This window comes from Phreatobacter oligotrophus, assembly GCF_003046185.1.
In the GTDB taxonomy this organism is placed as follows: domain Bacteria; phylum Pseudomonadota; class Alphaproteobacteria; order Rhizobiales; family Phreatobacteraceae; genus Phreatobacter; species Phreatobacter oligotrophus.
Map to the genome: position 1 here is coordinate 178,302 of NZ_PZZL01000009.1, position 25,199 is coordinate 203,500.

Genomic DNA, 25,199 nt, shown 5'->3' on the forward strand with positions numbered 1-25,199 from the left:
GGCCTTTTTTGTGTCGCGGGTGACGTGGCTCAGGCGTTCGCCGCCCTGAGCGCCCGGTCGATGTCGGCGTAGAGATCGTCCACCGCCTCGAGGCCGACCGACATGCGCAGGAGGTCGGTCGGGCAGGGCGAGCCGGCCCCCTCGATCGAGGCACGGTGCTCGATGAGGCTCTCGACGCCGCCGAGCGAGGTGGCGCGCTTCCACAGTTCGACGCGGGCGGCGGCCGAGATCGCCGCCTGCTCGCCGGCCTTCACGCGGATCGACAGCATGCCGCCGAAGCCGCCGGTCATCTGCCGCGCCGCCAGCGCATGCTGGGGATGGGAGGTGAGGCCGGGATAGAGCACCTCGCCGACCATGGGATGGGCAGCGAGTTTCTCGGCGAGCGCCAGCGCCGCCTTCACCTGCGCCTCGACACGCACATGCAGCGTGCGCATGCCGCGCATCAGCAGGAAGGCCTCGAAGGGCCCGAGGATCTGGCCGTGCATGGAGCGCACGCGGCGCACCCTGGCCCAGAACTCGTTCGCCTCGCGGGTGACGAGGGCGCCCGCCACCACGTCGGAGTGGCCGTTCAGGTACTTCGTCGCGGCATGCATGACGATGTCGGCGCCGAGCGCCAGCGGCCGCGTCAGCACGGGTGTCGCGACGGTGGAATCGACCGCGCAGATGGCCCCCGCCGCATGGGCGATCTCGGAGATCGCAGCAATGTCCGAGACTGTCCAGAGCGGGTTCGACGGCGTCTCGAGCCAGACGAGCTTCGTCTTGCCCGGCACAACGGCCGCCTTGACCGCGGCCAGGTCGGCCGTGTCGACGAAGGTCGTCGTGTAGCCATAGGTCGGGGCGTCGTTGATCAGCCAGTTGCGCAGCGCCCAGTACATGACCGTCGGCGCGACGATATGTGCGCCCGCCGGCAGCGCCATGACGAGGGCGGTCGCCGCCGACATGCCGGAGCCCAGCAGCATGGCCTCGGCGCCCTCTTCGAGTGCGGTCAGCACCGCCTCGCACTGGCGCACCGTCTGGTTGTCCGGGCGGCCATAGACGAAGCCATTGCGATACTGGTTGTCGGGATCGCGGATGAAGGTGGTCGCCACATGGATCGGCGTCACGACCGCATGGGTCTCCGCCTCCTCCCAGCCGAGAGCCTGGGCGGCGAGGGTGCGCGGCGCGAGGCCGTTGGTCGGAGGCTTGGCGGACATGCGGGATCCTCTGGAGGGCGGAGGGCAGGGCGCGGCGGGACCGCGCTTCCATCATCCGCAACTACAACTCTCATATGATGGAATCAAGCGCGCCGAGCCGCGCGGGCCATGGCGGGGCGGGATGCGGCGCGCTACCTTCGCACCATGTTCCTCCCCCTCGCCGACAACAACCCCTATCGTCGCATCGCCCAGCCCTATGTGACCTTCACACTGATTGGGCTGAACGTGGCGATCTTCCTGCTCACCACCGGCTTCGTGCCGGCAGAGAGCGCCCAGGCCAATGCGCTGGGGCTGGGGCTGATCCCGGCGATCTTCACCGACGGGGCGATGCTGGCTCCGAATCTGCAGGTGGTGCCCTCCTGGGCGACCTGGCTCACCTACATGTTCATGCACGCCGGCTGGATGCATCTCATCGGCAACATGCTGTTCCTCTGGGTCTTCGCCGACAATGTCGAAGATGCCATGGGCCATGCGCGCTTCCTCGCCTTCTATCTCATCTGCGGCCTGTTCGGCGGGGCGGTCCACCTTTTCGTCAATGCCGGCTCGCAGGCCCCGCTGGTCGGCGCCTCCGGCGCCATTTCCGGCGTCCTCGCCGCCTATCTGCTGCTCTTCCCGCGGGTGCGTGTCTTCGGACTCGTCTTCAACATCATCCCGCTGTCCATCCCCGTCTGGCTGGCGCTGGGCACCTGGGTGGTGCTGCAGATCGTCCATCTCGTCACCTCCCACGGCGGCGCAACGGCCTGGTGGGCCCATGTCGGCGGGCTCGTCGCCGGTGCGGCACTGGTCGGTGTGATGAAGCAGCGCGACGCGCAGCTCTTCAGCCACGAGCGCGTCCTCGCGGTGACCGTGCCGCGCATCCCGCTGCGTCGGTCGTGACGCGGTTTTGCCTCGCCGGGGCCTTTGGCCTACAGAGCGTGGAACAGAAGGCCATCCGGCGCGTTCGCGATTCGCGGGGGGACCATCATGACGAGTGCTAGGGACGCGGTGCGGCCGGTCCGACCGGACAGGCGGCGACTTTTTGCCACGCTTCGGCCCGAAGGTCGCCCTCACGGCTTCGCACAGATCGCAACGACCGGCGTCGCGATGACGGCCTGAACCGGGATCGCATTGCCTTGGACGTCGCCCCGCTCGTCTCCGCCTATCGCTACCGCTTCCATGTGCTCGATGCCTATGGCGCGCGCACCGGTGGCCTCGCGCGTCCGGCGGCGACCATCGAGGAGGCGCTGCGCCGGGCCGCCGCCGAGCTGAAGCTCGTCGCCGACCCGCCGGGCCAGTTGAAGCGTCTCGCCCATCGCATCAATGCCGAGACCCGCGCCGCCCTGCGCGATGTCATCGCCCGGGCCGAGAACGACCTCGCCATCGCCATCACCCGCTTCGGCACGGAGATCGGCGCGCCGCCGACCGGCCCGCATATCGACCTGCGTGCCACCCTGGACGGGCTCGACAGGGCCTATCGGGCCTTCGATCCGGCACCCCACGATTTTGACGGCTGGTATGACCAGCTCGACGCGCAGATTGCCCATCTCGCCGCCCTGCTCCAGCTCGAGAAGGACCTCGATGCCGCCCGCGGCGGCAGCTCGATCCGCGTTCCCGACCGCGGGCCGCGGCGCCTCCGCTGGATCCTCGTCGTTCTGGCCGTCGCCGCCGTGGCGGCGCTCGCCGTCGCCGGGCTGATGACCTTCGTCAGGCCGGGCGGCGACGGCGCGGCGCCCGAACCGCAGGTGGCCGCGCCCGAGCAGCCCCGGCGCGTCCGCACCGTGCCCATCACTGTCGCGCCGACGCCCGCTGTCGACGCGCCGCCGGTCCCCACACCCCAGGCGACCGTCTGCCGCATCTTCGAACTGGAGGTTGGTCCGGAGGGCGCCAATCTCGTGGACGCCCCGCTCGGCGGGCAGCCGGTGGCGCGCCTGCCGGCCGGCGAGCGGGTGAGCCTGCGCCAGGTCGTGGAACTCGGGCCGGCGCGTCTTGTCGAGGTGGAAGTGCCGGCGCGCAACGCCCGCGGCTTCATCGCCGAGCGCGAGCTTCGCCTGCCGGTGATGGCCTGGACCTGCGACCGCTGATCAGATTCCGGCGATGGCATCCATCGCTTTGGCCAGCGCGACATCCTTCTCGGTCAGGCCACCGGCATCGTGGGTGGAGAGCGTCACCTCAACGGTGCGATAGACATTGAACCATTCGGGATGGTGGTCCATCCGCTCGGCCACCAGCGCGACGCGGCTCATGAAGCCCCAGGCCTCCGAGAAGTCGCGGAACGCGAAGCGGCGCGTGATGGCGTCGCGGCCCTCGGTCTCGATCCAGCCGTGCAGCGACGCCAGCGCCGCCCGGCGCTCGTCGTCGGTCAGTCTCTTCATGGTTCGCGCCATGCGGCCCTCGTCGTTCTGTCTGCAGTCCGGATCTAGGTCGCGCGCGACCACTGGCAAGCGGTGGCGCGGAAACGAAAACGGGCCGGCGCCTGAAGCGCCGGCCCGCACGTTCGCGTCGGAGGGGATGACCGAACGTTTCGCCATCGGGGGACCCGATGGGCTCGTCCCGTTCGTGCACCCCGGGGGGCTGGGGGGCTGAAGAGTCCGGGGCGGCGCGAGCCGGGGAACGAGGCAACAGCCTGAACGTCGTCCCCGCTCTTGGCCCCACGGGGGCCGAATTGGGGCGGTAGCATGGCATGTCTCACCGCCGCGTGATCGGATGTTTCTGTCGCGCGGCGAGGCGGCATCGCCAAGAAAGCTGCGGACCTCAGTTGTCTTCCTGGCTGCAGGGCAGGATCAGCGGCTCATGGCCCGTGGCGGCGAGGAACGTCACCAGATCCTCGCGGCGGATCGAGGTGGTCGCCGTGTTCTCGAGCGGGTGATAGTTCAGGATCCCGTGGCGCATCATCGCCGCGTCCAGCACGACGGTGACCTGCGCCGCCGTGTCGCAGATCGCCCCGAAGGGCGTCACCGACCCCGGTTTCACACCCCAGACCTCCTCCAGGAGCTCGCCCGAGCCGAAGGACAGCCGCCCCGAGGCGCCGATCACCTCGTGGAGGCGCTTCAGGTCGATCACCGCGTCGCCCAGCGCCACCACCAGGAACAGCCGGCCCTTCTTGTCCTTGAGGAAGAGGTTCTTGGTGTGCCCGCCGGGGATGCTCTCCTTGACGTGCCGGCTCTCCGCGACGGTGAAGACGGCCTCGTGTTCGTGCGTCGTGGTGACGATGCCGAGGCGGTCGAACAGGGCGAAGAGGGCGGCACGGCGCGCGGCGGTATCGGTCATCTGGATTGGTCCGGACAGCGGCCTAGTTGTCGAGGGCGGTGCGCACGAGGCGAAGCGCATCCTCGCTCGCCCATTCGGCGGGCCCTGCGAGAAAGCCAAGCTCGCAGCCCTGTGCGTCGATCAGCAGCGTCGTCGGCATGCCGAAGGCGCGGCCGGCGGTCTTCAGGTCCTGGAAGATGCGGGCGCTGTGGTCGTTGTAATTGGCCAGCTTGGCGATGCCGGTCTCTTTCAGCCAGGTCGTGGCGCGGTCAGGATGGCGCGTGTCGATGTTCACCGCCACCACCTCGAAGCGCTCGCCGCCAAGCGTCTCCTGCAACCGGTCGAGGGCGGGCATCTCGTGCCGGCAGGGCGCGCACCAGGTGGCCCAGAGGTTGAGCAGCACCATGCGGCCACGGAAATCGGCCATGGTGAGCTGGCGTCCGTCAGGCCCCTTGAAGGCGAGGTTCGGCGCAACCATCGGCGACTCGGTGACCTTGAAGGCCGCCAGTTCGCCGCGAGCCAGCGGCTGGAGCTTGGCCGCCGTGGCACGGGCCGCAGTGCAGGCCTGAGCCGATGCATTGCGCGCCGGCCCGCCCGTCCAGTAGAAGGCCATACCACCGGCGCCCAGACCGATCAGTCCTGCCAGGAGGATGGTCATGCGGGCGCGGGACAAAAGCTCTTCTCCTTTGCAGGGACGTGACGATGACCAAAGCCGACACCGCCGGCAATACCATGTGGGGCGGCCGCTACGCGTCCGGCCCGGCCGCCGTGATGGAGGACATCAACGTCTCGATCGACTTCGACAAGCGTCTCTATAGGCAGGACATCGCCGGCTCGAAAGCCCATGTGGCGATGCTGGCCGAACAAGGCATCGTGAGCCGCGATGACGAAGCCGCGATCACCAGGGGCCTCGACAAGGTTCTCGCGGAGATCGAGGGCGGCACCTTTGTCTTCAAGCGGGCGCTCGAGGACATCCACATGAACGTCGAGGCCCGCCTCGCCGAGATCATCGGCGCGCCCGCCGGCCGCCTGCACACCGCGCGCTCGCGCAACGACCAGGTGGCGACTGATTTCAAGCTCTGGGTGCGCGACGCCGTCGATGGCCTCGATGCCCAGCTGAAGGACCTGCAGAAGGCCCTGGCCGAGAAGGCTCTTGCCGAAGCCGCCACCGTCATGCCCGGCTTCACCCACCTGCAGGTGGCCCAGCCCACCACCTTCGGCCACCACCTGCTCGCCTATGTCGAGATGGTCGGGCGCGACCGCGGTCGCCTCACAGATGCCCGCAAGCGCCTCAACGAGAGCCCGCTGGGGGCCGCCGCGCTCTGCGGCACCTCCTTCCCCATCGACCGGCACATGACCGCCGCGGCGCTCGGCTTCGACCGTCCGACCGCCAACTCGCTCGACTCCGTGGCCGACCGCGACTTCGTCATGGAGAGCCTCGCCGCAGCCACCATCACCGCGGTGCATCTCTCCCGCCTGGCGGAGGAGATCGTCATCTGGTGCTCCTCGCCCTTCTCTTTCGTGAGCCTGTCGGATGCCTTCTCCACCGGCTCCTCGATCATGCCGCAGAAGCGCAACCCGGACGCGGCGGAACTGGTGCGCGCCAAGGTCGGGCGCGTCCTCGGCGCCTTCAACGCCATCGTCGTGGTGCTCAAGGGCCTGCCGCTGACCTACCAGAAGGACATGCAGGAGGATAAGGAGCCGACCATGGACGCGCTGGCCTCCCTGTCCCTGGCCATCGCCGCCACGGCCGGCATGGTCCGCGACATGAAGGCCAATGCTGCCGTCATGAAGAAGGCCGCGGGCCAGGGCTACTCCACCGCCACCGACCTTGCCGACTGGTGCGTGCGCTCACTCGGCATTCCCTTCCGCGAGAGCCACCACATCGCGGCCAAGGCGGTGGGCGTCGCCTCCGCCAAGGGCCTGCCGCTGCACAAGCTGTCGCTGGCCGACATGCAGGGCGTCGACAAGCGCATCACCGCGGATGTCTTCTCGGTGCTTTCGGTGTCGAAATCGGTGGCGAGCCGCACCAGCTATGGCGGTACGGCGCCGAAGAACGTGCGGATGCAGGCGAAGCGCTGGCTGAAGAGGCTCGGCTGAGCCGGCTGATCACGAAGCCGTGACGCAGGGGAAGGGTTCTGGTTGTAACGACCGGGCCCTCATGCGCCGTACCCTCCACAAGCCGACCGCCAGACAAGGCGGCGGCATGACGGAGGGTCCCCATGTCTCTTTTCCCCGTGCTGAACCGAACGCCCGCATTTCTGAGCCTCGTCCTGTCCGCCGCGGCTATCGTGCCGTTCGGCGCCGCCTCGGCGCAGGACTTCGATCCCGCGCCGATCGTCGAGATCATGCGCGCCAATGCCGGGCCTGGCACGCATCGCCCGAGCGGCGCCAAGGGCCAGTGCTACGCCGCCGAATTCGTCCCCTCGGCCGCCGCGCGCGACCTCTCCAAGGCGGTGATCTTCACGCGGAACACGCCCGCCCTCGTCCGTTTCTCGGTGGGCGGCGGCAATCCCAATGTCGCCGACGGCTCGCGCGGCGGCAATCGCGGCCTCTCCATTCGCATCGACGGTGACGGGCCCGGCCAGACCGAATTCGTCATGGTCAATGCGCCGGTCAACTTCGCCAAGACCCCGGCGCAGATGCTGGCCTTCCTCGAGTCGCGCCGCCCCGGCGCCAATGGCCAGCCCGACCAGGACAAGATCCGCGCCTTCAACGAGGCGAATCCGGAGACGCTGGCGCAGGGGCGCTATCTCGCCAGCCAGCCGATCCCGGGCTCCTGGGTCGGCGTGAACTACTGGGCGCTGCACGCCTACACGCTGACCAATGCCACCGGCGCCCGCCAGGTCGTCCGCTTCCGCTGGGAGCCGCTCGACGGCCGCGTCGACCTCACCGATGACGAGGCCCGCGCCAAGCCGCGCGACTTCCTCGCCGCCGAGATCGCCGGCCGCCTCGCGGCGAACCGGCCCACGGGCCTGCGCATGATGGCGATCATCGGCCGTCCCGGCGATCCGACCAATGATGTGACCCGTCGCTGGGACGACGAGGATACGCGCCGCGCCGTCGAGCTCGGCGTCCTGCATGTGCGCGCCGCCACCGACGCCGCCCGCTGCGACAGCCAGATCTTCGCGCCGACCATTCTCGCGGATGGCATCGACGGCCCGGCCGAGGACCCGATGTTCGCCGTCCGAACGCCGGCCTACGCCATCTCCATCACCAAGCGGCAGAACTGAAGCCGGCAAACAAGGCGCAGCGGGTCAGCTCACGCTGATCCGCTGCGTTGCGCGGTACTCGCGCCCGTCCTCCTCGCGCCAGACGAAGGTGAGCGCCGTCGCCTTCTCGAAGCGGGCGATGAAGGCGAGATAGGGATTGGCCGAAGTGCCGTTCCTCAGGTCCGCGGCGAAGAGCAGTTCGCCATCGGCCAGCGCCTCGAAGCGAACGATCATCTTGCGCGGCACGGTCTGGCCGTTCTGCTGGCGCAGGCCCGTTTCCATCGGGTGGTCGATCAGCGTGCGGATCTCGACCGGCTCGCCGGCCCTGGCGCTCGCCGGCATGCGGATGCGGGGTGTGCTCATCGTCCGCTCCTCCAGAGCATCATCCCATCAAGTGGACACCGGTTGATGGACAAGATGATGCGAAAAAACAATGACCTACAGCGGGCCGATCTGATGCAGTCAGATCGGCCGCTCTAGGTCAGGCAGCCGCCGGTGCTCACCGCCACGCGCGCGGCGGCGCGGCGCACCGAGCCGTCGGCCATGCGCGCATAGGCAAGCAGCACCTGGCCTTCGGCGAGGCGGATCCGAGCGCTCACCTCGGCGCGGGCGAGGCCCGCCCCGAGCTGGTAGCTCGCGACCCCCGGCGTCGGGTTGCGGGTGGCGAAGAGATGGATCGCCGTGCAGCGGTCATCCCCTCGCATGGCCGAATGGACCGTGACGGTGACCGGCACGAAGGCGCCGTTCTCCGCTGTTTCCGGGACCTTCAGCGTGATGCCGCCCTCCGAGGCCTCGGCGGCGCCGACCTTCTCGCGGATGGCCGCTGTGACCTCCGCTGGAATGGCTTCGCTCGCCGCCGCGCCCTTGAGCGCGACGAGCCCGAGGAGACCGCCGATGGCGAGCCGCCGGTCGATCATGATCCCGCTCACGAGAAGGCATCCTTGGTGATGCTGGCATACCAGGCGTCGGCGTAGAGCGCCTCCAGCCGGCGCTGCTCGCGCTGCTGGGCGAGCGGACCGCGCGGCGACACGCCGCCCGAATTCGGCGTCTCTGCGAAGCCGGTCTCGGTCGGGCGGAACACGCCGACGACGGAGATGCCGTACTCGTCGCCGACATGGCTGTAGCAGGTGTTGAAATAGACGGTCGGACCGGGCGCCGGGCGGCCTTCCAGGGCCGCGGCAGCCGCTGCCACCGCGACCTTCGAGGTCGAGTTGGCGATGTAGCCCGACTTCGGCATGACCTGCCCGATATTGGCGTCGCCGAAGACGTGGATGTCGCGCGCCCGCACCGACTCGAAGGTCAGCGGGTTCACCGGCACCCAGCCGGTCTCGTTGGTGAGGCCGGCATCGATGGCGATCTTCGCCGCCGACTGCGGCGGGATGACATTGCCGACATCGACCTTGTGGCGCGTGCCGAGTTCGGTCTCGAAGACCTTCTCGCGCGCGTCGACCTTGGTCACCCGGCCGTCCTTGTTCAGCGGCACCCACTCGATCATGCCCGGATAGAGCTCGTTCCAGGCATCCTGGAACAGGCCCTGCTTGGAGAACGCGTCCTTGGCGTCGAGGGCGATGATCTTCGCTCGCGGCTTGTGCTTCTTCAGATAGCTCGCGACCATGCTGATCCGCTCGTAGGGGCCGGGCGGGCAGCGGAACGGGTTCGGCGGGATGGCGAAGCCGACGACGCCGCCATCGGGCAGCGCCTCGAGCTGGCGGCGCAGCAGAGTCGTCTGCTCGCCAGCGCCGGGGACCCAGGCATGGGGCAGCGCCTCGGCGGCGGCCTCATTGTAGCCCTCGATGGCGTTCCAGCGAATGGCGATGCCTGGCGACAGGATCAGCTTGTCGTAAGGCACGGTCTGGCCGCCGCGCAGCCGCACGGTCTTGGCGGTTGCATCGATCCCATCCGCCCAGTCCTGCACGACGCGGACGCCGCGGGCCTTCAGCCCATCATAGGAATGGGTGATCTGCGGCAGGGTGCGCTCGCCCGCCAGCAGCAGGTTGCCATAGGGGCAGGTGACGAAGGTGGCCTTCGGCTCGATCAGCGTCACGTCGAGGCGCGGGAAGGCGATGCGGGCATAGCGGGCGGCCGAGGCGCCGCCGAAGCCGCCGCCGATCACGACAAGGCGGCCGGTGGACTGGGCGTGCAGGACGCCCGGGGCGGCAAGGCTGAGGCCGGCGGTGCCGGCGGCGAGCGCAAAGGCGCGGCGGGAGAGGCGGGTCATGGGCTTATCTCCTCAACGCAGGGCGGCGAAATAGGCGGCGAGTTCGGCAACTTCCGCGTCGGTAAAGCCGCGGGCGATGCGGTTCATGATCGAGGCCGGCCGCTCATTGGCGCGAAAGGCGGCCCAGCTCTGCACGAAGGCCTCGCGATCATAGCCAGCAATGCGCGGCACGGAGCCTTCGCCGGCACCGGCCGGGCCGTGGCAGCCGGCGCAGGACAGGGCGATCAGCGGCGCGGGCGCCGATTGCGCGAGGGCGGCGGCAGGCGCCAGCGCCAGGGCGAGGCCCAGAAGGGCGGGACGAAGTCGGGTCATCGGGACGGGGCTCCATCAAGTCCGAAGAGCGGCCTAAGTTTCAGGCCGAGCCAGTTGCCGGGAAGGGCGGCGGCGACCCAGAGCCAGCCATGCAGGCTGCCCGAGGCGACGCCGGAGAAAAAGGCGGAGATGTTGCAGCCCGTCGCGACGATGGCGCCTCCGCCGATCATCAGCCCGCCGATGAGGCTGCCGAGCGCTGCTCCAACCGGGATACGCAGCGAGGGCGCGAAGCGGCCGGCGGCGAGCGCCGCGACGAGGGCGCCCGCCATGACCGCGACATTCATGATGCTGGTGGCATCCGCCAGCAGCGGGCGCATCAGCGCCTCGACGCGCGTCGGCTCCTCCCAGAAGGGCCAGAAGACGGGATCGGCGAGACCGGTCGCTTCCACCGCCTTCGAGCCCCAGAGGGCGAAGGCCTGCGTCACACCCCAGGGGCGGCCGGCGACGAGCAGCGTCGCGGCGTTGAGCACCGCCAGCGCCAGGGCGCCCCAGGCATAGGGCCAGGGCCCGGTGAGAAGGTTGCCGCCGCCGCTGATGGGCGCGAGGCCGCCGGTGCGGCGGCGCTCCCACGCGACGAGGCCGGCATAGGCGGCGGCGAAGACGAGGGCGTGGAGGGCGAGCGCCGGCCACAACCCGAGGATGGCCGGCAGCGACACGGCGGGGACGGCCGGCAGGCCCTCCCAGAGCGGATAGGCGAGCGCGGCCAGCGTCGCGCCAGTGATGGCGGCAAGCAGCGTGATCACCATGCGCACCGAGCCGCCGCCGACCGTGTAGAGGGTCCCTGAAACGCAGCCGCCGGCGATCTGCATGCCGACGCCGAAGACGAAGGCGCCGAGGGCGACGCCGAGCCCGAGCGGGAAGGTGAAGCCGCGCACCGGCTGGTCGAAGACCTCGCCCTGCGCGATCAGTGGCAGGAACAGCGCCACGGCGACGGCGAGCATGAGCACCTGCGCTCGCACATGGGCGGTGCGCCCCTCCGCCATCAGCACGCGCCAGCCATGGCTGAAGCCGAAGGCGGAATGATAGAGCGCGAGGCCGAGAAGCAGGCCGATGACGCCGAGCGCGAGGAGACGGCCCGAACCGAGCGCCGTGAGGATGGCGACGGCAAGGCCTGCCACCGCGCCTGCCACGACGAGGCGCCTCACCGACGCGCGATCGGCGCGCGCGGTCAAGGCGGCGATGGTGGGGCTGGCGTGGTCCGTCGTCATGGCAAGCGGCGGGCGTGGCTCGGTGTCGGGCCCGCAAATGCCGGGCCGGTTAGAATAATTTTATTATCACATCCTCAGTTATACGGATGCAAACGGAAAATTATTCTCGATCGAGCTCCGGGCGCTACAGTTTGCTTCCCGAATGTGTGGATTCGCGAAATGCTTCGCCGCTCCAAGGGGGGAGGGCTGTCTGGATCGGCAGGATACCGGCCTCCATATGCTGCATCGATGGTGGCGCCGAGCCGGGGGCACGCTGGTCCTCGCCTCATCGTCAGCCGTCGCGGCGTGCGGGCGCGACCAAGGCCGGGGAGAGAACGAGATGCTGACCGGCCAGGAGACCGGCGAGATCTGGTTCGTCTATGACGGCGACTGCCCCGTCTGTACCTATGCGGCCCGGGCGCTGCGAATCCGCGAGAGCGTCGGGGCGCTGCATCTCCTCGACGCCCGGGCCGATCGGGACCATCCCCTCATCCAGCGCATCACCGCCGCCGGGCTCGATCTCGACGAGGGCATGGTCATCGCCTTCGGCGACCGTCTCTACCACGGTGCGGATGCGCTCCAGGTCATGGCCCTGCTTGGTTCGAGCCACGGCTGGTTCAATCGCCTCAACGCGGCGCTCTTCCGCTCGCCCGCCATCGCCCGGATCGCCTATCCGCTGATGCGGGCCGGCCGCAACCTGTTGATCCGTCTGCGTGGCGCCGCCCCTATCGGCAACCTGACGGCCCGATGAGCGCCGGGATCGTCCTGCGCCACGGCCGTTCCGCCGGGCTCTGACGGCCGAGAATTCCGGTTTCTCCAAGCCGTCGGAGCACCCGGCCGAGGCGCTTCCGATCAATACAATCATTGAATTGATGTTCGCCCCATTCTGGATCAGGCTGGATGAAAGGCCCCACACGTCAACGCGACGACCAAGACATCAAAGCGGGGCCGGCCATGGGAGAACGTGCCATGCTCACACGACGGTCCGTCGTCACCAGCCTGTCTTTCGCCGGTCTTGCCCCCTTCGCACCTTCGCTGCGGGCGCAGACCTTCTCGCGCCAGATCAGTCTCATCGTGCCCTTTGCACCTGGCGGCACGTCGGACATTCTGGCGCGCCTGATCGGCCCGAAGCTGTCCGAGGCCGTTGGCCAGCCGGTGGTCGTGGACAATCGTCCAAGCGCCTCCGGCAATGTCGGCGCGGACTTCGTGGCGCGGCAGGCGGGTGACGGGCACACGCTGCTGATCGCCGATGCCGGCACGCTGGCGAGCGTCCCGGCGCTGTTCAAGCGGCTGACCTTCAACGTCAAGACCGACCTGGTGCCGGTCGGCATGGTGTCCTTCTCGCCCTACCTCGTGGCCCTCAACCCGCAGGTGCCGGCGAGCTCGTTCGCTGAACTCGCCGCTTACGACAAGGCCAATCCCGGCAAGCTCAACGTCGCCACAAGTGGCGTCGGCGCGGTCAATCACCTCACGGCGATGGTGGTGGGCAAGCATTTCGGCCTCAAGTGGAGTGCCGTGCCCTATCGCGGTGGCGCCGCCGCCGTGCGTGGCGTGGTGTCGGGCGAAAGCAACGTCATCTTCAACGGCGCCATCGCCACGCTGCCCTTCGTGACGCAGGGCCAGCTCAAGGGCATCGCCGTCTCCGGCGACAAGCGGCTCGAGGCGCTGCCCAACCTGCCGACCTTCAAGGAACTGGGCACGCCGGTTCAGGATGCGGGCTCGTGGCAGGGGATCTATGCGAGCAAGGGCACACCGGCGCCCGTCGTCGCGCGCCTCAACGAGGAACTGAACAAGGTGCTCGCCCAGCCCGACGTCTCCGCCAAGATCAGGGAACTCGGGAGCGAGGTGAGGGCCAGCAGCCCGGCCGCTTTCGCCACCTGGATGGACAAGGCGATGGTCGAGTGGGGCGAGGTGGTGAAGGCCGAGAACATTTCGCTCGACGGCTGACCGCGCACCGGGCGCCGGTCGCTCCGGCGTGCCTCTCCTTCATCGATACGGGATGGCGTGCATGGGCCGCGTGAGTACCGCCGACCTCGCCTTCGGGCTGTTCCTCGTGGCCGTGGCGGCGGTCGCTCTGTACCTCATTGCCGATCTGCCCATGGGCACGGCCGCGCGGATGGGGCCCGGCTACGTGCCCCGCGCGTTGGCCGTGCTCATCGCGCTCATCGGTGCCTTCATCGCGGCGCGGGCCTTCGTCACGGCGGGCGATGCTTTTCCCGCGATCGCGTGGCGGCCGATCCTGCTGGTCGGGGCGGCCGTGGGCCTGTTCGGCCTGCTGCTGCCGAGGCTCGGTCTCGCCGCCACCGCCTTCATCGTCGTCCTCGTCGCGGGTCTGGCGGCGACCGACATGCGCTGGAAGGAACTGATCCTCATCGCCGTCGGGCTCTCGGTCTTTGCCGTTCTCCTGTTCGTCAAGGCCCTCGGTCTTCCCATGCCCATCTGGCCGGTGCCCTGATCCATGGACCTCATCGCCAATCTCGCGACCGGCTTTGCCGTCGCCCTGACCCCCGCCAACCTCGCCTTCTGCTTCCTCGGGGTCCTCATCGGAACGCTGGTCGGCGTGCTGCCCGGCATCGCGCCGATCACCACCATCGCCATCCTGCTGCCCTTCACCTTCACCCTGCCGCCGGCCTCGGCGATGATCATGCTCTCCGGCATCTTCTACGGCGCGCAGTATGGCGGCTCGACCACGGCCATTCTCGTCAACCTGCCCGGAGAATCCTCCTCCATCGTCACCTGCCTCGACGGTCACCAGATGGCGAAGCAGGGCCGGGCTGGCCCGGCCCTGGCCATCGCCGCCATCGCCTCGTTCTTCGCCGGCACCATCGCCACCATCATCATCGCCGTGGCGAGCGTGCCCCTTTCCGCCCTCGCGCTGAAGTTCACGGCCGCCGAGTATTTCAGCCTCATGGTGCTGGGCCTCACGGGCTCCATCGCCCTCGCCCACGGCTCGGCCATCAAGGCCGTTGCCATGGTGCTGCTGGGCCTGCTCCTCGGCCTTGTCGGCATCGACGTGAACACCGGCCTGCCGCGGATGACGCTGGGAATCGGCGAACTTGGCGACGGCATCGGCTTCGTCGCCATCGCCATCGGTCTCTTCGGCATCTCCGAACTGATGGTGGCGCTGTCGCGGCCGCAGGACCGCACCCTGCTCTCCGTGGCGCTGAGCCAGCTATGGCCGAGCCGCAAGGAGCTCAGGGATTGCGTTCCCCCGATGCTGCGCGGCACGGCCATCGGTTCGATCCTCGGCGTCCTGCCGGGCGGCGGGGCGGCCCTGTCGTCCTTCGCGTCCTATGCGGTGGAGAAGAAGACGTCCCGGACCCCCGAGAGATTTGGCCGCGGCGCCATCGAAGGGGTGGCGGGTCCGGAGGCCGCGAACAATGCCGGCGCGCAGACCTCGTTCATTCCGCTGCTGACGCTCGGCATTCCCGGCAACGCCATCATGGCGCTGATGGTCGGCGCCCTGATGATCCAGGGCATCCAGCCCGGCCCGCAGGTGATGACGGCGCAGCCGCAGCTGTTCTGGGGCGTCATCGCCTCGATGTGGCTCGGCAACCTGATGCTGGTGATCCTCAACCTGCCGCTGGTGGGCCTGTGGGTATCCCTGCTGCGCGTCCCCTACCGCATCCTCTTCCCGGCCATCGCGCTGTTCTGCTGCATCGGCACCTATTCGATCAGCAACAGCCAGCTGGACATCGGCCTGATGCTGATCTTCGCCCTGGTCGGGGTGTTCTTCGTCAAGGTGGGCGCCGAGCCGGCCCCCTTCATTCTCGGCTTCATCCTCGGGCCGCTGATGGAGGAGAATTTCCGCCGGGCGATGAACCTGTCGCGCGGCGACCCCGTGGTCTTCGTCGAACGTCCGATCAGTGCTGCGCTGCTCTTTCTCACCGTGCTGCTTCTTGCCGTTCTCGTTCTTCCAGCGGTCAGGGCCAAGCGCGAGGAGGTCTTCCAAGAGTAGCATGCCCGCCGGATCAGAATGCCGCCCACGAGGATCGGTCGATGTTTGACCTTGGCCAGTTGCGCTGCTTCGTCGCCGTCGCTGACGAACTCCATTTCGGCCGCGCTGCCATGCGGCTGAACATGACGCAGCCCCCGCTGAGCCGGCAGATCCAGATCCTCGAGCGCATCCTCGACGTGCAGCTCATCGAGCGATCGAGCCGCTCCGTGAAGCTGACGCCGGCCGGGCAGAGCTTCCTGCCGGAGGCGCGTCACATTCTCGGCCTCGCCGAGAGTTCGGCGCTGCTGGTGAAGCGGGTGGCGCGTGGGCGCGCCGGCTCGCTGAAGCTCGGCTTCACCGCCGCATCGGCCTACAGCTATCTGCCGAGCCTCATCGCGGCGTGCCGGAGCGAATTGCCGGACGTTGCGCTGTCGCTGAAGGAAATGGTCAGTGGCGACCAGCTCAAGCGCCTGCTGGCGGGCGAGATCGATGTCGGGCTGATGCGCCCGCCCATGCCGCCCGTCGGCTTCCGGTCATTCCGTGTCATCGCCGAGCCGATGCTCGTCGCGCTGCCGCGCAATCATCCACGCGCGCGCCAGGCGAGCGTGACGCTGGAGCAGCTGGCCGCCGACCCCTTCATCATGTACGCGCCCTACGAGTCCCGCTACTTCCACGACCTCGTGGTCGAGATCCTGGCGCGAGGCGGCCTGTCGCCCAACTACGTGCAGTACCTCGCACAGATCCACTCGATCCTCGCGCTGGTCCATGCCGGGGTCGGGATCGCCATCGTGCCGCAGGCCGCCGACAATCTTCAGTTCCGCAATGTCGTGCTGAGGCCCATCGCATCCCAGAAGCCGGCGCTCGCCGAACTCTACATGGTCTGGCGGGAGCAGAGCACCAATCCCGCCATCCCCATTCTGCTCGACGTTGCGCGAAAGATGGCGGCCTGAGCCGATCATTCCAAATTTGGTATCGGTGCATCCAGCCTTTGATCGGGCGCCCCGGCGGCGAGGGCGCCATTCTCCGCCCCATCGAAATCCCCCAGGGACCGAACAGGAGCGGCAGAAATGGCCCGGATGACCCCCAAGGAAATGGCCCAGACGATCGGTGGCGGCCTGCTGTCCTTCCCCGTCACGCCGTTCGACGCCGGCCTCGCCTTCGATGAGGAGCGCTATCGCTCGAACCTCGACTGGCTGTGCGGATATGATGTGGCCGGGCTGTTCTCCTGCGGCGGCACCGGCGAGTTCTTCTCGCTGACCCCGGAGGAGGTCGCCCGCATCGTCGCCATCGCCGTGGCGGAGACAGGCGGTCGTGTTCCCGTGCTCGCCGGCGTCGGCTACGGCACGGCCATCGCCTGCGACCTCGCACGACGTGTCGAGGCGGCAGGCGCCGACGGAATCCTCCTGCTGCCGCCCTATCTGGTCAATGGCGAGCAGGCGGGCCTCGCCGCCCATGTCGAGGCGGTCTGCCGCTCCACGAGCCTCGGGGTGATCGTCTACAACCGTGACAACGCCATCCTGACCGAGGACACGATTGCGGGGCTCTGCGAGCGCTGCCCCAACCTGGTCGGCTTCAAGGATGGCGTCGGTGATCTCGAGCTGATGCAGCGGATCGGCCTCAGGATGGGCGACCGGCTCACCTATGTCGGCGGCCTGCCGACCGCCGAGACCTTCGCCATGCCCTACCTCGAGATGGGCGTCACGACCTACTCCTCGGCCGTATTCAACTTCGTGCCGGAGTTCTCGACCCGTTTCTATGCCGCCGTCCGGCAGCGCGACCATCGCACCGTCGAGGCAGGCCTCAAGCAGTTCATCCTGCCTCTTCTGGCCATCCGCAACCGCCGCAAGGGCTATGCCGTCTCGATCATCAAGGCGGGCATGAAGGTGGTCGGCCGGGATTCCGGGCCGGTCCGCCCTCCGCTCACCGACCTCAGCGAGGCGGAGACCGCCGAACTCGCCGCCCTCGTCGCCCGTCTCGACGGCGGTCTGTTCGGTGCGCGACAGCAGGCCGCTTGAACAGGCGATCGATGCCGGGACTCCACTCATTCCATCACGGCATCGATCGATAGCGTCATTGGCTTGGCGAGGGGCGTGGCCGTCACGATAGCCTCGCCCTCAAGCACCGCGACAAGCGGGCACGGCCGACGGCCGATACGGGAGGGAACGATGAAACGCTGGATGCTCGCCATGACTGCGCTTGCGGCCGTCTTCGGTGCACATGCACCGCCAGCGGTGGCAGCGACCTATGTCTACGTCTCCAATGCCGAAAGCCGGGAGATCAGCGTCCTCCGGCTGGATCGCGAGGCACGCGTCCTGCGGCCGGTTCAGACGGTTCAGGTGACCGGCACCGCCATGCCCATGGCGATCTCGCCGGACAAGCGGTTCCTCTACGTCGCCCTGCGCTCGCAGCCCTTCTCGGTCGCCGCGTTCGGCATCAATCCGTCGACCGGCGAACTGAGTCCCATCGCCACCTCGCCCCTGCCCGACAGCATGGCCTATGTCGCGACCGATCGGACGGGACGGTTCCTGCTCAGCGCCTCCTATGGTGGCGACAAGCTGGCCGTGAATGCCATCGCCGCCAATGGCACCGTGGCGGCCGAACCCTTGCAGGTCGTCGCGACCCGCCGGCACGCCCATGCTTTGCTGACCGACCGCAGCAATCGCCGCGCCTTCGCAACCAATCTCGGCGGCGACGTGGTGCTGCAGTTCAACTTTGACGCCGCCACAGGGCAGCTCGCCCCCAATGCGCCGCCTGCCATCGAAACGGATAAGGGCCAGGGGCCCCGGCACCTCGTTTTTCACCCGGGCGACCGCTTCGCCTATCTGCTCAACGAGCTCGATGCCACGGTCAACGTCTATCCCTACGATGCCGCAACGGGCCTGATGGGCGCCCGAATCCAGCGCGCCAGCGCCCTGCCGGATGGCTTCCAGGGCGGGGCGCCCTGGGCGGCCGAGATCCGCATCACCGCGGACGGCCGCAGGCTCTACGCGTCGGAGCGGCGCTCCAGCACCCTGTCCGTCTTTGCGGTTGATGAGGGGACCGGCCAACTGAGGCGCACGGCCGTGGTCCCGACCGAGGAACAGCCGCGCGGCTTCTCTCTGGATGCGGCCGGCCAGTTCCTCGTCGCCGTCGGGCAGAAGTCCCATGCGGCGACGCTCTATGCCATCGACCCGGCGACGGGCCATCTCAGCGCGGTGCACCGCCTGCCGCTCGGCAAGGATCCGAACTGGGTGGAGATCGTTGATCTCCCCTGACCTCGCGGCGTGTCTCGGCTGAACACCACCGGACGCATGCCAGAGGCGCACGACCCCCGGCTTCGTGCGCCGACCCGGTCGATCCTGCCTGCGAGGGGAGCCGCAGCCCCAACCGCCACCGGTGCTGGTGATCCGTACCGCACGGGTACACGGCGAGCCATCCGGAGCCGTGATCCGGCCCTTGCCCGGCTGTCGGTCGCCGAGAAGGACCGATTCCGCGACGCCGAGGCGGAGGCCATCCGCTCCCATCTCCAGCGTCTGCGCCAGGGCTCTCCGGCAGCGCTGGCCACCAGCACCCTCCATCGAAACGTGCTGCGCGACCTGGAGCGGATCGTCTCGCACCCGACCAGCATTGCCGTCCCCATTCCGGAGGCCGCCGGCGACCTGCGCGGCAGCGCCTCGTGGATGGGTGATCGGCGGGGCAAACGAAACCCGCAAGCGGGACAGCCATCCGCCCCGAACGATGGGGCAGGGGGTATCCGGCGTGGTTGGATGTCGCCGGCCTGTCAGGGCCGCACGAGCACGGTGCCCTCCTCGGCGATGCGCAGCGACACGGCCTCCCCCGTCATCCTTTGCCCGCCATCGGCGGGAGACAGGCAGTAGAGATCGCCAAGCGCGGTCGTTAGCACATATTCGACGTGCGAGCCCATATAGGTCGATGTCCTCACCTCGGCGGCAAACGGCGTTTCGCCCGGGGCGGTGACGCTGATCGCTTCCGGCCGGATGATCAGATCGGCCGAACCGGGCGGCAGGCCCGGATTGGCCGCCGTGAGGGTCACCCCGGCAAGGTCCACGACCGCACGGTCGCCCATCGTCTCGACGATGCGGGCCTTCACGGCATTGGCCTCGCCCATGAAAGTGGCCACGAAGACTGACTTCGGTCGGCGATAGAGTTCCTCGGGCGTGCCGAACTGGGCGATCTCGGCGTTCCGCATGACGACGATCATGTCGGAGACGGCCATGGCCTCGGTCTGGTCGTGGGTCACATAGACGACGGTGAGGCCGAGGCGCTGCTGCAGCGAGCGGATCTCGTCGCGCATCGTGCGCCGCAGGCGGGTGTCGAGGTTGGACAGCGGTTCGTCGAAGAGCAGGACCGCGGGCTCGAGCACCAGCGCGCGGGCCACCGCGACACGCTGCTGCTGGCCGCCTGACAACTGGCTCGGCATTCTGTCGCCGAAGCCGGCAAGACCCACGGTCGCCAGCGCCTCCTCAGCCCGGATAGCGGCGGCACGCCGGGTCATCCCGCCAGAGACGAGGCCATAGGCGACGTTTTCGACGACGCTCATGTGGGGAAAGAGCGCATAGGACTGGAACACCATGGAGACGTTGCGCTCGCCGGCGGACAGGCGCGTCACGTCCTGGCCGCCGATGAGGATCCGTCCCTCGCTCGCCTGTTCGAGTCCCGCGATCATCCGCAGCAACGTGGTCTTGCCGCAGCCAGACGGTCCGAGCAGGGTGGTCAGTGTGCCGCCGGGAATGGCGAGGTCCAGCGGCTTGACCGCCGTTACCGATCCATAGCGCTTGGCGACGCCCGCAAGGACGACCTCGCATCCGATGCCGTTCATGCGTGCGCGCTCCTGGTGTCGGCCGCGGCCACGCGCCGGCCGAGCTGACGCTCCCCGACGAGAAGCTGGATGAGCCCGATCGCCACGGTCATCAGGGCGATGAGGACAGCGCAGTAGGCGATGGCAAGGCCGTAATCGCCGTTGATCACCCGGTTGATGATGAAGACGGTGGCCATCTCGTACTGGGCCGAGACAAGGAAGATGACCGCCGAGACCGTGGTCATGGCCCGCACGAAGGCATAGACGAGGGCGGTCACGATGGCGGGCCGCAGCAGCGGCAGCACCACCGTGCGCAGGACACGGAAGGTGGAGGCCCGCAGGGTCAGGGCTGCTTCGTCCAGCGACCGGTCGAGCTGGCTCATCGCCGCCATGCCCGACCGCAGGCCGACGGGCAGGTTGCGGAAAACGAAGCAGGCGACCAGCACGATGGCCGTGCCGGTGATTTCCAGAGGCGGCACGTTGTAGGTCAGGATGTAGGCGACGCCGATCACCGTTCCCGGCACGGCGAAGGTGAGCATGAGCGCGAATTCCAGCGCGCCGCGGCCCGTGAACTGCTGGCGGGAGAGAACCCAGGCCGCCAGAAGTCCAAGGGCGGCGGTGATGGGGGCCGCGGTCGCGGCAAGCTGCACCGTGGTCCCCAGCGAGTGCCAGGCCCCACCGGCGAAGATGATGGAGCCGTCGCGCGTCCATTCCAGCGCGAAGGCCCGGCGGAAATGGTCGAGCGTGAAGGTCCAGTCGCGTCCCCAGACCTTCACGAAACCGCCGGCCAGCGCCATGCCGTAGACGGCCACCGTCAGCATGGCCCAGGGGACGGCGATCGCATAGGCGACCCTTTCGACCAGGCGCGGCAGTGGCTGGCGAAGGCCCGCATCGCCCTTGCCGGTCATCGAGACATAGGAGCGCGACCCGACCACCAGGCGCTGCACGAGGAAGGCCCCGAGCGCCAGGACGAGCATCAGCAGGGCGAGCGCTGCGGCGCGGCCGAAATCCTGCTGCGCGCCCACCACTGCGAAGAAGATCTCGGTGGACAGCACGCCAAAGGAGCCGCCGAGCACGATGGGATTGCCGAAATCGGCGAGGCTCTCGACAAAGACCACGAGGAAAGCATTGGCGAGGCCCGGCAGCATCAGCGGCAGCGTCACGGTGCGAAAGCTGCGCATGGGGCTTGCCCGCAGCGTCAGTGAGGCTTCCTCGAGGGTTGGCGAAAGGCCCTCCACAACGCCGATCAGCACCAGGAAGGCGGTGGGCGTGAAGGAGAAGACCTGGGCCAGGAAAACGCCGTTGAAACCGTAGATCCAGCGGCCGAGTTGCAGGCCGAACAGGGCCTCCATCGCCTGGTTGACGACGCCCGAGCGGCCAAAGATCAGGATCAGGCCGAGCCCGATGACGAAGGGCGGCGTGATGATGGGAAGAACGGTGAGCAGCCGCATTGCCCGCCGCCCCGGCATCCGCGTGCGCGTCACGAGCAATGCGAAGCACAGGCCGAGAATGGTGGCGGCCGTGGCGGTGGCGGTGGCCAGAAGGAGCGTGTTCCAGAACACGCCGCACTGCGCGCTCGAGGTGACGCAGGCAAGGCCCCAGACCTTGCCATCAAACAGCCTCACGCCGAGCGAGGCGGTGAGCGTCAGGCCCTCCCGCGGCACCAGCATCTGCGAGAGAACCGTGCCCACCGGCCAGGCGGTGAACAGCACGATGCAGGCGACGAGGATCCCCACGACCGCGGCGACGAAACGGTCGCCGCGAAAATAGCCCTTCAAGGCCAGCCCGTCGGTGGTGAGCAGCAGGAAGGCGAGAAAGGCGAGGGCGCCTCCGGCTCCAATGCCGAACTGGCGGTCGCCAAGATCGCCGAAGCGGCGTTCCAGGAACGGGAAGGACCAGCCCTGCACGCCGATGGCGAGCCCTTGGACGGCGATGACGACCAGCCCCGCGATGCCGCCGGCCAGCAGGACCGTGGCCCGGCGGTCCCTGGCCAGCGTCGGCAGGACCCCCGGCAGCACCAGCAGCGCTGCCGCGGCGACCGGCCAGAACCAGAAGCGGCGGTGGGCGATGGCCTGCCAGAGCGCCGAGGCCTCGTCCGCATCACTGCGGCCGAGCCCCATGAGACCGGACAGCGTGAGGCTGCCCTGCGGCATGTGCCAGGGCAGCACGCAGACCGCCAGGACGGCGATCAGCCAGATCGCGAAGGGACCCGTCGCCTGCCGCCTCATGTCAGCGCGGCCTCGCGCCGATCTCCCGCTCCCAGCGCTCGATCAGGCGCCGCCGGACCGCCGAGGTGCCGAAGGTCGCAATGTCGTAGTCGATGAGCTTGATCTCGCTCATGTTGGGGATGCGCGGATCGGCGGTCGCTCCCGGATGGGCAGGCACGTGGAACTGGTTGGCGCGCAGCATCACGTCCATGGCGGCCGGGGTCAGGTACCAGTCGTAGAAGCGGCGGGCATTGGCGACATTGCGCGAGCCGCGGATGATGGACATGCAGGCCACCTCGTAGCTGGTCCCCTCCTCCGGATAGGTCATGGCGACGGGGAAGCCGGCGGCGACCTGCGTCTGCGTCTCCATGTTGAAGGTCGGGGCGAGGAAGGTCTCGCCGCGCGCCACCGCCTGGAGGGGCGCCGCTCCCGAACGGGTGTAGGCATTGATGTTGGCATGGAGCTTTGCGAGGTAGGTAAAGGCAGGATCCTCGCCCATGATCTGCACCAGGCCGGCGATGATCGTGTAGGCCGTGCCCGACGAATTCGGGTTCGGCATCTGGATTTCGCCGCGATAGCGCGGATCGACGAGATCAGCCCAGCGCCTCGGCGCCGGCAGGTTCTTGCGGGCGCCGATCTCGGTGTTGAAGGCGAAGCCGATGGCCCCGGTCGACACGCCGACGCAGCGCTCGCGCGACTGCTCGTGCACCTTGCGCGCCCAGGGGTGGAGCGCCGCCATGTTCGGCGATGTATAGGCCTGGAGAAGGTTCTCCTCGGCTGCCGAGAAATGCGTCTCGGCCGAGCCGCCGAACCAGATGTCGGTGCGGGGATTGGCGGATTCCGCGCGCAACTGGGCGAGGATCTCGCCGGTCGACTTGCGCGTCATCAGCACGCGGATGCCGGTGTCCCGCTGGAACGCCGCGGCGATTGCCTCGCACCATTCGGCCTGCGGGGCGCAGAGCATGGTGAGTTGCCCCTGGGCGGAGGCCGGCAGGACCTGCGCGACGAGGGCGGCCAATCCCGCCAGGGCTGCACGGATGAACATGGTTCCCCCTTCCGATGGTCAGCGCGGCAGGGCGCCGATCTCGCGGTCCCAGCGCTCGATGAGTCGGCGGCGCTCCGCCGAACGACCATAGCGCGCGAAATCATAGTCGATGAGCCTGATGACAGTCAGGTCGGGCGCGCCTTCCGTCAGCGGGGCGGCCCTGTTGGAGGGCGTCTGCAACTGCTTGCCGATGTCGAAGCCGAGGCGCTGCGCCTCGACCGTCAGGGCCCAGTCATAGAAGCGGCGCGCCTGGGCGAGGTTGCGCGCGCCGCGCAGGATCGACATCGAGCCGATCTCGAAGCCGGTGCCCTCCGTCGGAGTGGTCCAGCCCACCGGAAACCCGGCATTCTTCTCGGTCACCGCGTCGTGGACGAAGGACAGCGAGATGGCCGTCTCGCCGCGCGCCACTGCCTTGATCGGTCCCGTGCCGGAGCGCGCGTAGGCGTTGATGTTGGGGTGGAGCTCCCGCAGATAGGCGAAGGCGCGGTCCTCGCCCATGAGCTGGACGAGCGTTGCGATGATCACATAGGCGGTGCCGGAGGAGTTGGGGTTCGCCACCTGGATCTCGCCGCGATAGCGTGGATCGACCAGGTCGGCCCAGCTGCGGGGCGGAGCCAGACCACGGCGCTGGAGAAGCTCGCTGTTGAAGCCGAAGCCCACGGCACCGGCATAGACGCCGATGGCTCGCCCGCCGGACTGGCGGTGCTGGGCGAGGGCCCAGGGCTGAAGCTGCCCGGCATGGGGGCTCTCATAGGCCTGGGTGAGGTTCTCCTCGGCAGCGGCGAGATGGGGATCCCCAGTCCCGCCGAACCAGAGGTCGCCGCGCGGGTTCTGCGCTTCGGCGCGGATTGCCGCCAGCGTTTCGCCGGAGCCGCGCTGCGTCACGTTCACCCGGATGCCCGTCTCGCGCTGGAAATTGGTCGCAGCCGCCTGGCACCACTCGATCTGCACGGAGCAGTAGAGGTTGAGCACGCCCTGGGCCCGAGCCGGGACCGAGGCGAGACAAGCCAGCACCGCGAGCGAGATCAAGCGGACCATGGACACTTCCCCTGCTGCATCGCCGCTATGGTTCAGGATCTGCGGCGTAGCCGGCAAACCTAGCGGCGCGCTTCGCCGATGTCATCGCCTGGCTGCCGGCTCGACGTCTGCGCCGCAGTCGCCGAGCAGCGGAGCATGTTGTCGTACGGTCGCTACCATCTGCAGGGCAGCGACTGTCGGGGCGGCGTCAACCGGGTGAGGCCTGGCGAAGAAATAGTTTGACGTTGCGCGTCAGGATTATCGTGCGGGCACGCCACGGGCCTTGCCACACACCAGCGTAACGCGCGTTGCGAGAGAACCTCGGCGGTTTCGAACGCGGGCTGTGCTGGGGTCCATCGGCTGGGACCAGAGGCCTCTCCATCGACCTTGCGATGCTCCGGGGGCTGCGGGAGAAGATGCGTTGCAGGACAGTTTGTGTTGCCGGCCGTTGCAGGCTTCAAGACGATCGGGACGGAGGCGGTAGTGGGCGCTAACGCCAAGCGTTCATCTGCATAGAAGCAGAAAATTGGTGCGCCACGCAGTCCAACACGAACCGCTCTGGCGCGTGACTTCCCTGCTAACAGGGAAAAGAACAGGGAAAATGCAGAAACTAGCCCGTTATAGCCAAATTTATGCGGAAAATAGCATTATCTCACAGTTTGATAGGTGCACTTTCCCTACGATCAATAACAGGGAAATGTTCGGGCCGGAACAGGGAAAGCGCGCGCAATTCGATTTAGGTTCAGGGAACCAAATCGGTGACCGCCATACCATCTTGATCTAACTTCTAAAGGGAGGGGATCAAGTGCATGACCATCGCAAATTACCGCTTGCAACACCAAGCCTGC

The 25,199-nt window shown here is 68.4% G+C and carries 25 protein-coding genes; 11 read left to right on the plus strand and 14 right to left on the minus strand.

Features of this window, described 5'->3' with window-relative positions:
* Positions 1 to 29 precede the first annotated feature (29 nt).
* On the minus strand, positions 30 to 1,193 hold the full coding sequence (locus C8P69_RS18850) for a trans-sulfuration enzyme family protein (RefSeq protein WP_108178985.1): 1,164 nt from the start codon (positions 1,191 to 1,193) through the stop codon (positions 30 to 32).
* 108 nt (positions 1,194 to 1,301) lie between these two features.
* Between C8P69_RS18850 and C8P69_RS18855 the strand changes: the two genes are divergently transcribed.
* On the plus strand, positions 1,302 to 2,069 hold the full coding sequence (locus C8P69_RS18855) for a rhomboid family intramembrane serine protease (RefSeq protein ID WP_245902127.1): 768 nt from the start codon (positions 1,302 to 1,304) through the stop codon (positions 2,067 to 2,069).
* A 236-nt stretch (positions 2,070 to 2,305) separates the two neighbouring features.
* Positions 2,306 to 3,253: a hypothetical protein gene (locus C8P69_RS18860; RefSeq protein ID WP_108178986.1), complete on the plus strand. Its 948-nt coding sequence runs from the start codon at positions 2,306 to 2,308 to the stop codon at positions 3,251 to 3,253.
* Here C8P69_RS18860 and C8P69_RS18865 read toward each other — a convergent pair whose 3' ends face one another.
* The 3 genes from C8P69_RS18865 to tlpA all read right to left on the minus strand — a co-directional run bounded on the left by C8P69_RS18865 (position 3,254) and on the right by tlpA (position 5,091).
* A complete protein-coding gene (locus C8P69_RS18865; protein WP_108178987.1) occupies positions 3,254 to 3,556 on the minus strand; it encodes a 4a-hydroxytetrahydrobiopterin dehydratase in 303 nt (100 codons plus the stop codon).
* Between the two features lie 367 nt (positions 3,557 to 3,923).
* Positions 3,924 to 4,439: a prolyl-tRNA synthetase associated domain-containing protein gene (locus C8P69_RS18870; RefSeq protein WP_108178988.1), complete on the minus strand. Its 516-nt coding sequence runs from the start codon at positions 4,437 to 4,439 to the stop codon at positions 3,924 to 3,926.
* A gap of 22 nt (positions 4,440 to 4,461) precedes the next feature.
* Positions 4,462 to 5,091: a thiol:disulfide interchange protein TlpA gene (tlpA, locus tag C8P69_RS18875; RefSeq protein WP_245902128.1), complete on the minus strand. Its 630-nt coding sequence runs from the start codon at positions 5,089 to 5,091 to the stop codon at positions 4,462 to 4,464.
* Between the two features lie 29 nt (positions 5,092 to 5,120).
* Between tlpA and argH the strand changes: the two genes are divergently transcribed.
* Complete coding sequence (argH, locus tag C8P69_RS18880; RefSeq protein ID WP_245902129.1) at positions 5,121 to 6,518, plus strand: argininosuccinate lyase; 1,398 nt, start codon at positions 5,121 to 5,123, stop codon at positions 6,516 to 6,518.
* Between the two features lie 122 nt (positions 6,519 to 6,640).
* Positions 6,641 to 7,651, plus strand: a complete 1,011-nt coding sequence (locus C8P69_RS18885; protein ID WP_108178989.1) for a catalase — start codon at positions 6,641 to 6,643, stop codon at positions 7,649 to 7,651.
* A gap of 24 nt (positions 7,652 to 7,675) precedes the next feature.
* On the opposite strand, the gene C8P69_RS18890 is transcribed toward C8P69_RS18885, so the two are convergent.
* The 5 genes from C8P69_RS18890 to C8P69_RS18910 form a co-directional block, all read right to left on the minus strand.
* Positions 7,676 to 7,993 carry a thiosulfate oxidation carrier complex protein SoxZ gene (locus C8P69_RS18890; RefSeq protein ID WP_108178990.1) on the minus strand — a complete coding sequence of 106 codons (318 nt, stop codon included), beginning with the start codon at positions 7,991 to 7,993 and terminating at the stop codon, positions 7,676 to 7,678.
* A gap of 113 nt (positions 7,994 to 8,106) precedes the next feature.
* Positions 8,107 to 8,559 carry a thiosulfate oxidation carrier protein SoxY gene (locus C8P69_RS18895; RefSeq protein ID WP_245902130.1) on the minus strand — a complete coding sequence of 151 codons (453 nt, stop codon included), beginning with the start codon at positions 8,557 to 8,559 and terminating at the stop codon, positions 8,107 to 8,109.
* Entirely contained in the window at positions 8,556 to 9,848 is a 1,293-nt protein-coding gene (locus C8P69_RS18900) for an NAD(P)/FAD-dependent oxidoreductase (protein WP_108178991.1), read from the minus strand. Before C8P69_RS18900 ends, C8P69_RS18895 begins: the two co-directional genes overlap by 4 nt.
* A gap of 12 nt (positions 9,849 to 9,860) precedes the next feature.
* Entirely contained in the window at positions 9,861 to 10,160 is a 300-nt protein-coding gene (locus C8P69_RS18905; RefSeq protein WP_108178992.1) for a c-type cytochrome, read from the minus strand.
* The gene (locus C8P69_RS18910; RefSeq protein ID WP_108178993.1) at positions 10,157 to 11,368 is read right to left on the minus strand and encodes a YeeE/YedE family protein; all 1,212 of its coding nucleotides are present in this window, start codon (positions 11,366 to 11,368) and stop codon (positions 10,157 to 10,159) included. The genes C8P69_RS18905 and C8P69_RS18910 overlap by 4 nt, the downstream gene beginning before the upstream one ends.
* 319 nt (positions 11,369 to 11,687) lie before the next feature.
* On the opposite strand from C8P69_RS18910, the gene C8P69_RS18915 reads away from it, so the two are divergent.
* The 6 genes from C8P69_RS18915 (at position 11,688) to kdgD (ending at position 17,299) form a co-directional block, all read left to right on the plus strand.
* Positions 11,688 to 12,098, plus strand: coding sequence for a DCC1-like thiol-disulfide oxidoreductase family protein (locus C8P69_RS18915; protein ID WP_108178994.1), 411 nt, complete (start codon positions 11,688 to 11,690; stop codon positions 12,096 to 12,098).
* Positions 12,099 to 12,316: 218 nt separating this feature from the next.
* The gene (locus C8P69_RS18920; RefSeq protein WP_108178995.1) at positions 12,317 to 13,294 is read left to right on the plus strand and encodes a Bug family tripartite tricarboxylate transporter substrate binding protein; all 978 of its coding nucleotides are present in this window, start codon (positions 12,317 to 12,319) and stop codon (positions 13,292 to 13,294) included.
* A gap of 61 nt (positions 13,295 to 13,355) precedes the next feature.
* Positions 13,356 to 13,802, plus strand: coding sequence for a tripartite tricarboxylate transporter TctB family protein (locus C8P69_RS18925; protein WP_170118305.1), 447 nt, complete (start codon positions 13,356 to 13,358; stop codon positions 13,800 to 13,802).
* Positions 13,803 to 13,805: 3 nt separating this feature from the next.
* A complete protein-coding gene (locus C8P69_RS18930; protein WP_108178997.1) occupies positions 13,806 to 15,305 on the plus strand; it encodes a tripartite tricarboxylate transporter permease in 1,500 nt (499 codons plus the stop codon).
* Positions 15,306 to 15,346: 41 nt separating this feature from the next.
* The gene (locus C8P69_RS18935; protein ID WP_108178998.1) at positions 15,347 to 16,234 is read left to right on the plus strand and encodes a LysR family transcriptional regulator; all 888 of its coding nucleotides are present in this window, start codon (positions 15,347 to 15,349) and stop codon (positions 16,232 to 16,234) included.
* 117 nt (positions 16,235 to 16,351) lie between these two features.
* A complete protein-coding gene (kdgD, locus tag C8P69_RS18940; protein ID WP_108178999.1) occupies positions 16,352 to 17,299 on the plus strand; it encodes a 5-dehydro-4-deoxyglucarate dehydratase in 948 nt (315 codons plus the stop codon).
* 26 nt (positions 17,300 to 17,325) lie between these two features.
* On the opposite strand, the gene C8P69_RS23955 is transcribed toward kdgD, so the two are convergent.
* Positions 17,326 to 17,472 (minus strand): hypothetical protein, encoded by a 147-nt coding sequence (locus tag C8P69_RS23955; RefSeq protein WP_170118306.1) that lies wholly within the window; start codon positions 17,470 to 17,472, stop codon positions 17,326 to 17,328.
* Here C8P69_RS23955 and C8P69_RS18945 point away from each other — a divergent pair.
* Positions 17,471 to 18,538, plus strand: a complete 1,068-nt coding sequence (locus C8P69_RS18945; protein ID WP_108179030.1) for a lactonase family protein — start codon at positions 17,471 to 17,473, stop codon at positions 18,536 to 18,538. The two genes, C8P69_RS23955 and C8P69_RS18945, sit on opposite strands and share 2 nt — an antisense overlap.
* A gap of 506 nt (positions 18,539 to 19,044) precedes the next feature.
* Here the strand turns inward: C8P69_RS18945 and C8P69_RS18955 are convergent.
* The 4 genes from C8P69_RS18955 to C8P69_RS18970 are packed head-to-tail and all read right to left on the minus strand — an operon-like array spanning position 19,045 to position 24,372.
* Positions 19,045 to 20,103 (minus strand): ABC transporter ATP-binding protein, encoded by a 1,059-nt coding sequence (locus C8P69_RS18955; protein ID WP_108179001.1) that lies wholly within the window; start codon positions 20,101 to 20,103, stop codon positions 19,045 to 19,047.
* Positions 20,100 to 22,310 (minus strand): ABC transporter permease, encoded by a 2,211-nt coding sequence (locus C8P69_RS18960; protein ID WP_108179002.1) that lies wholly within the window; start codon positions 22,308 to 22,310, stop codon positions 20,100 to 20,102. Before C8P69_RS18960 ends, C8P69_RS18955 begins: the two co-directional genes overlap by 4 nt.
* 1 nt (position 22,311) lies before the next feature.
* Entirely contained in the window at positions 22,312 to 23,334 is a 1,023-nt protein-coding gene (locus C8P69_RS18965) for an ABC transporter substrate-binding protein (RefSeq protein ID WP_108179003.1), read from the minus strand.
* Positions 23,335 to 23,352: 18 nt separating this feature from the next.
* Positions 23,353 to 24,372 carry an ABC transporter substrate-binding protein gene (locus C8P69_RS18970; RefSeq protein ID WP_108179004.1) on the minus strand — a complete coding sequence of 340 codons (1,020 nt, stop codon included), beginning with the start codon at positions 24,370 to 24,372 and terminating at the stop codon, positions 23,353 to 23,355.
* Positions 24,373 to 25,199: the final 827 nt, after the last annotated feature.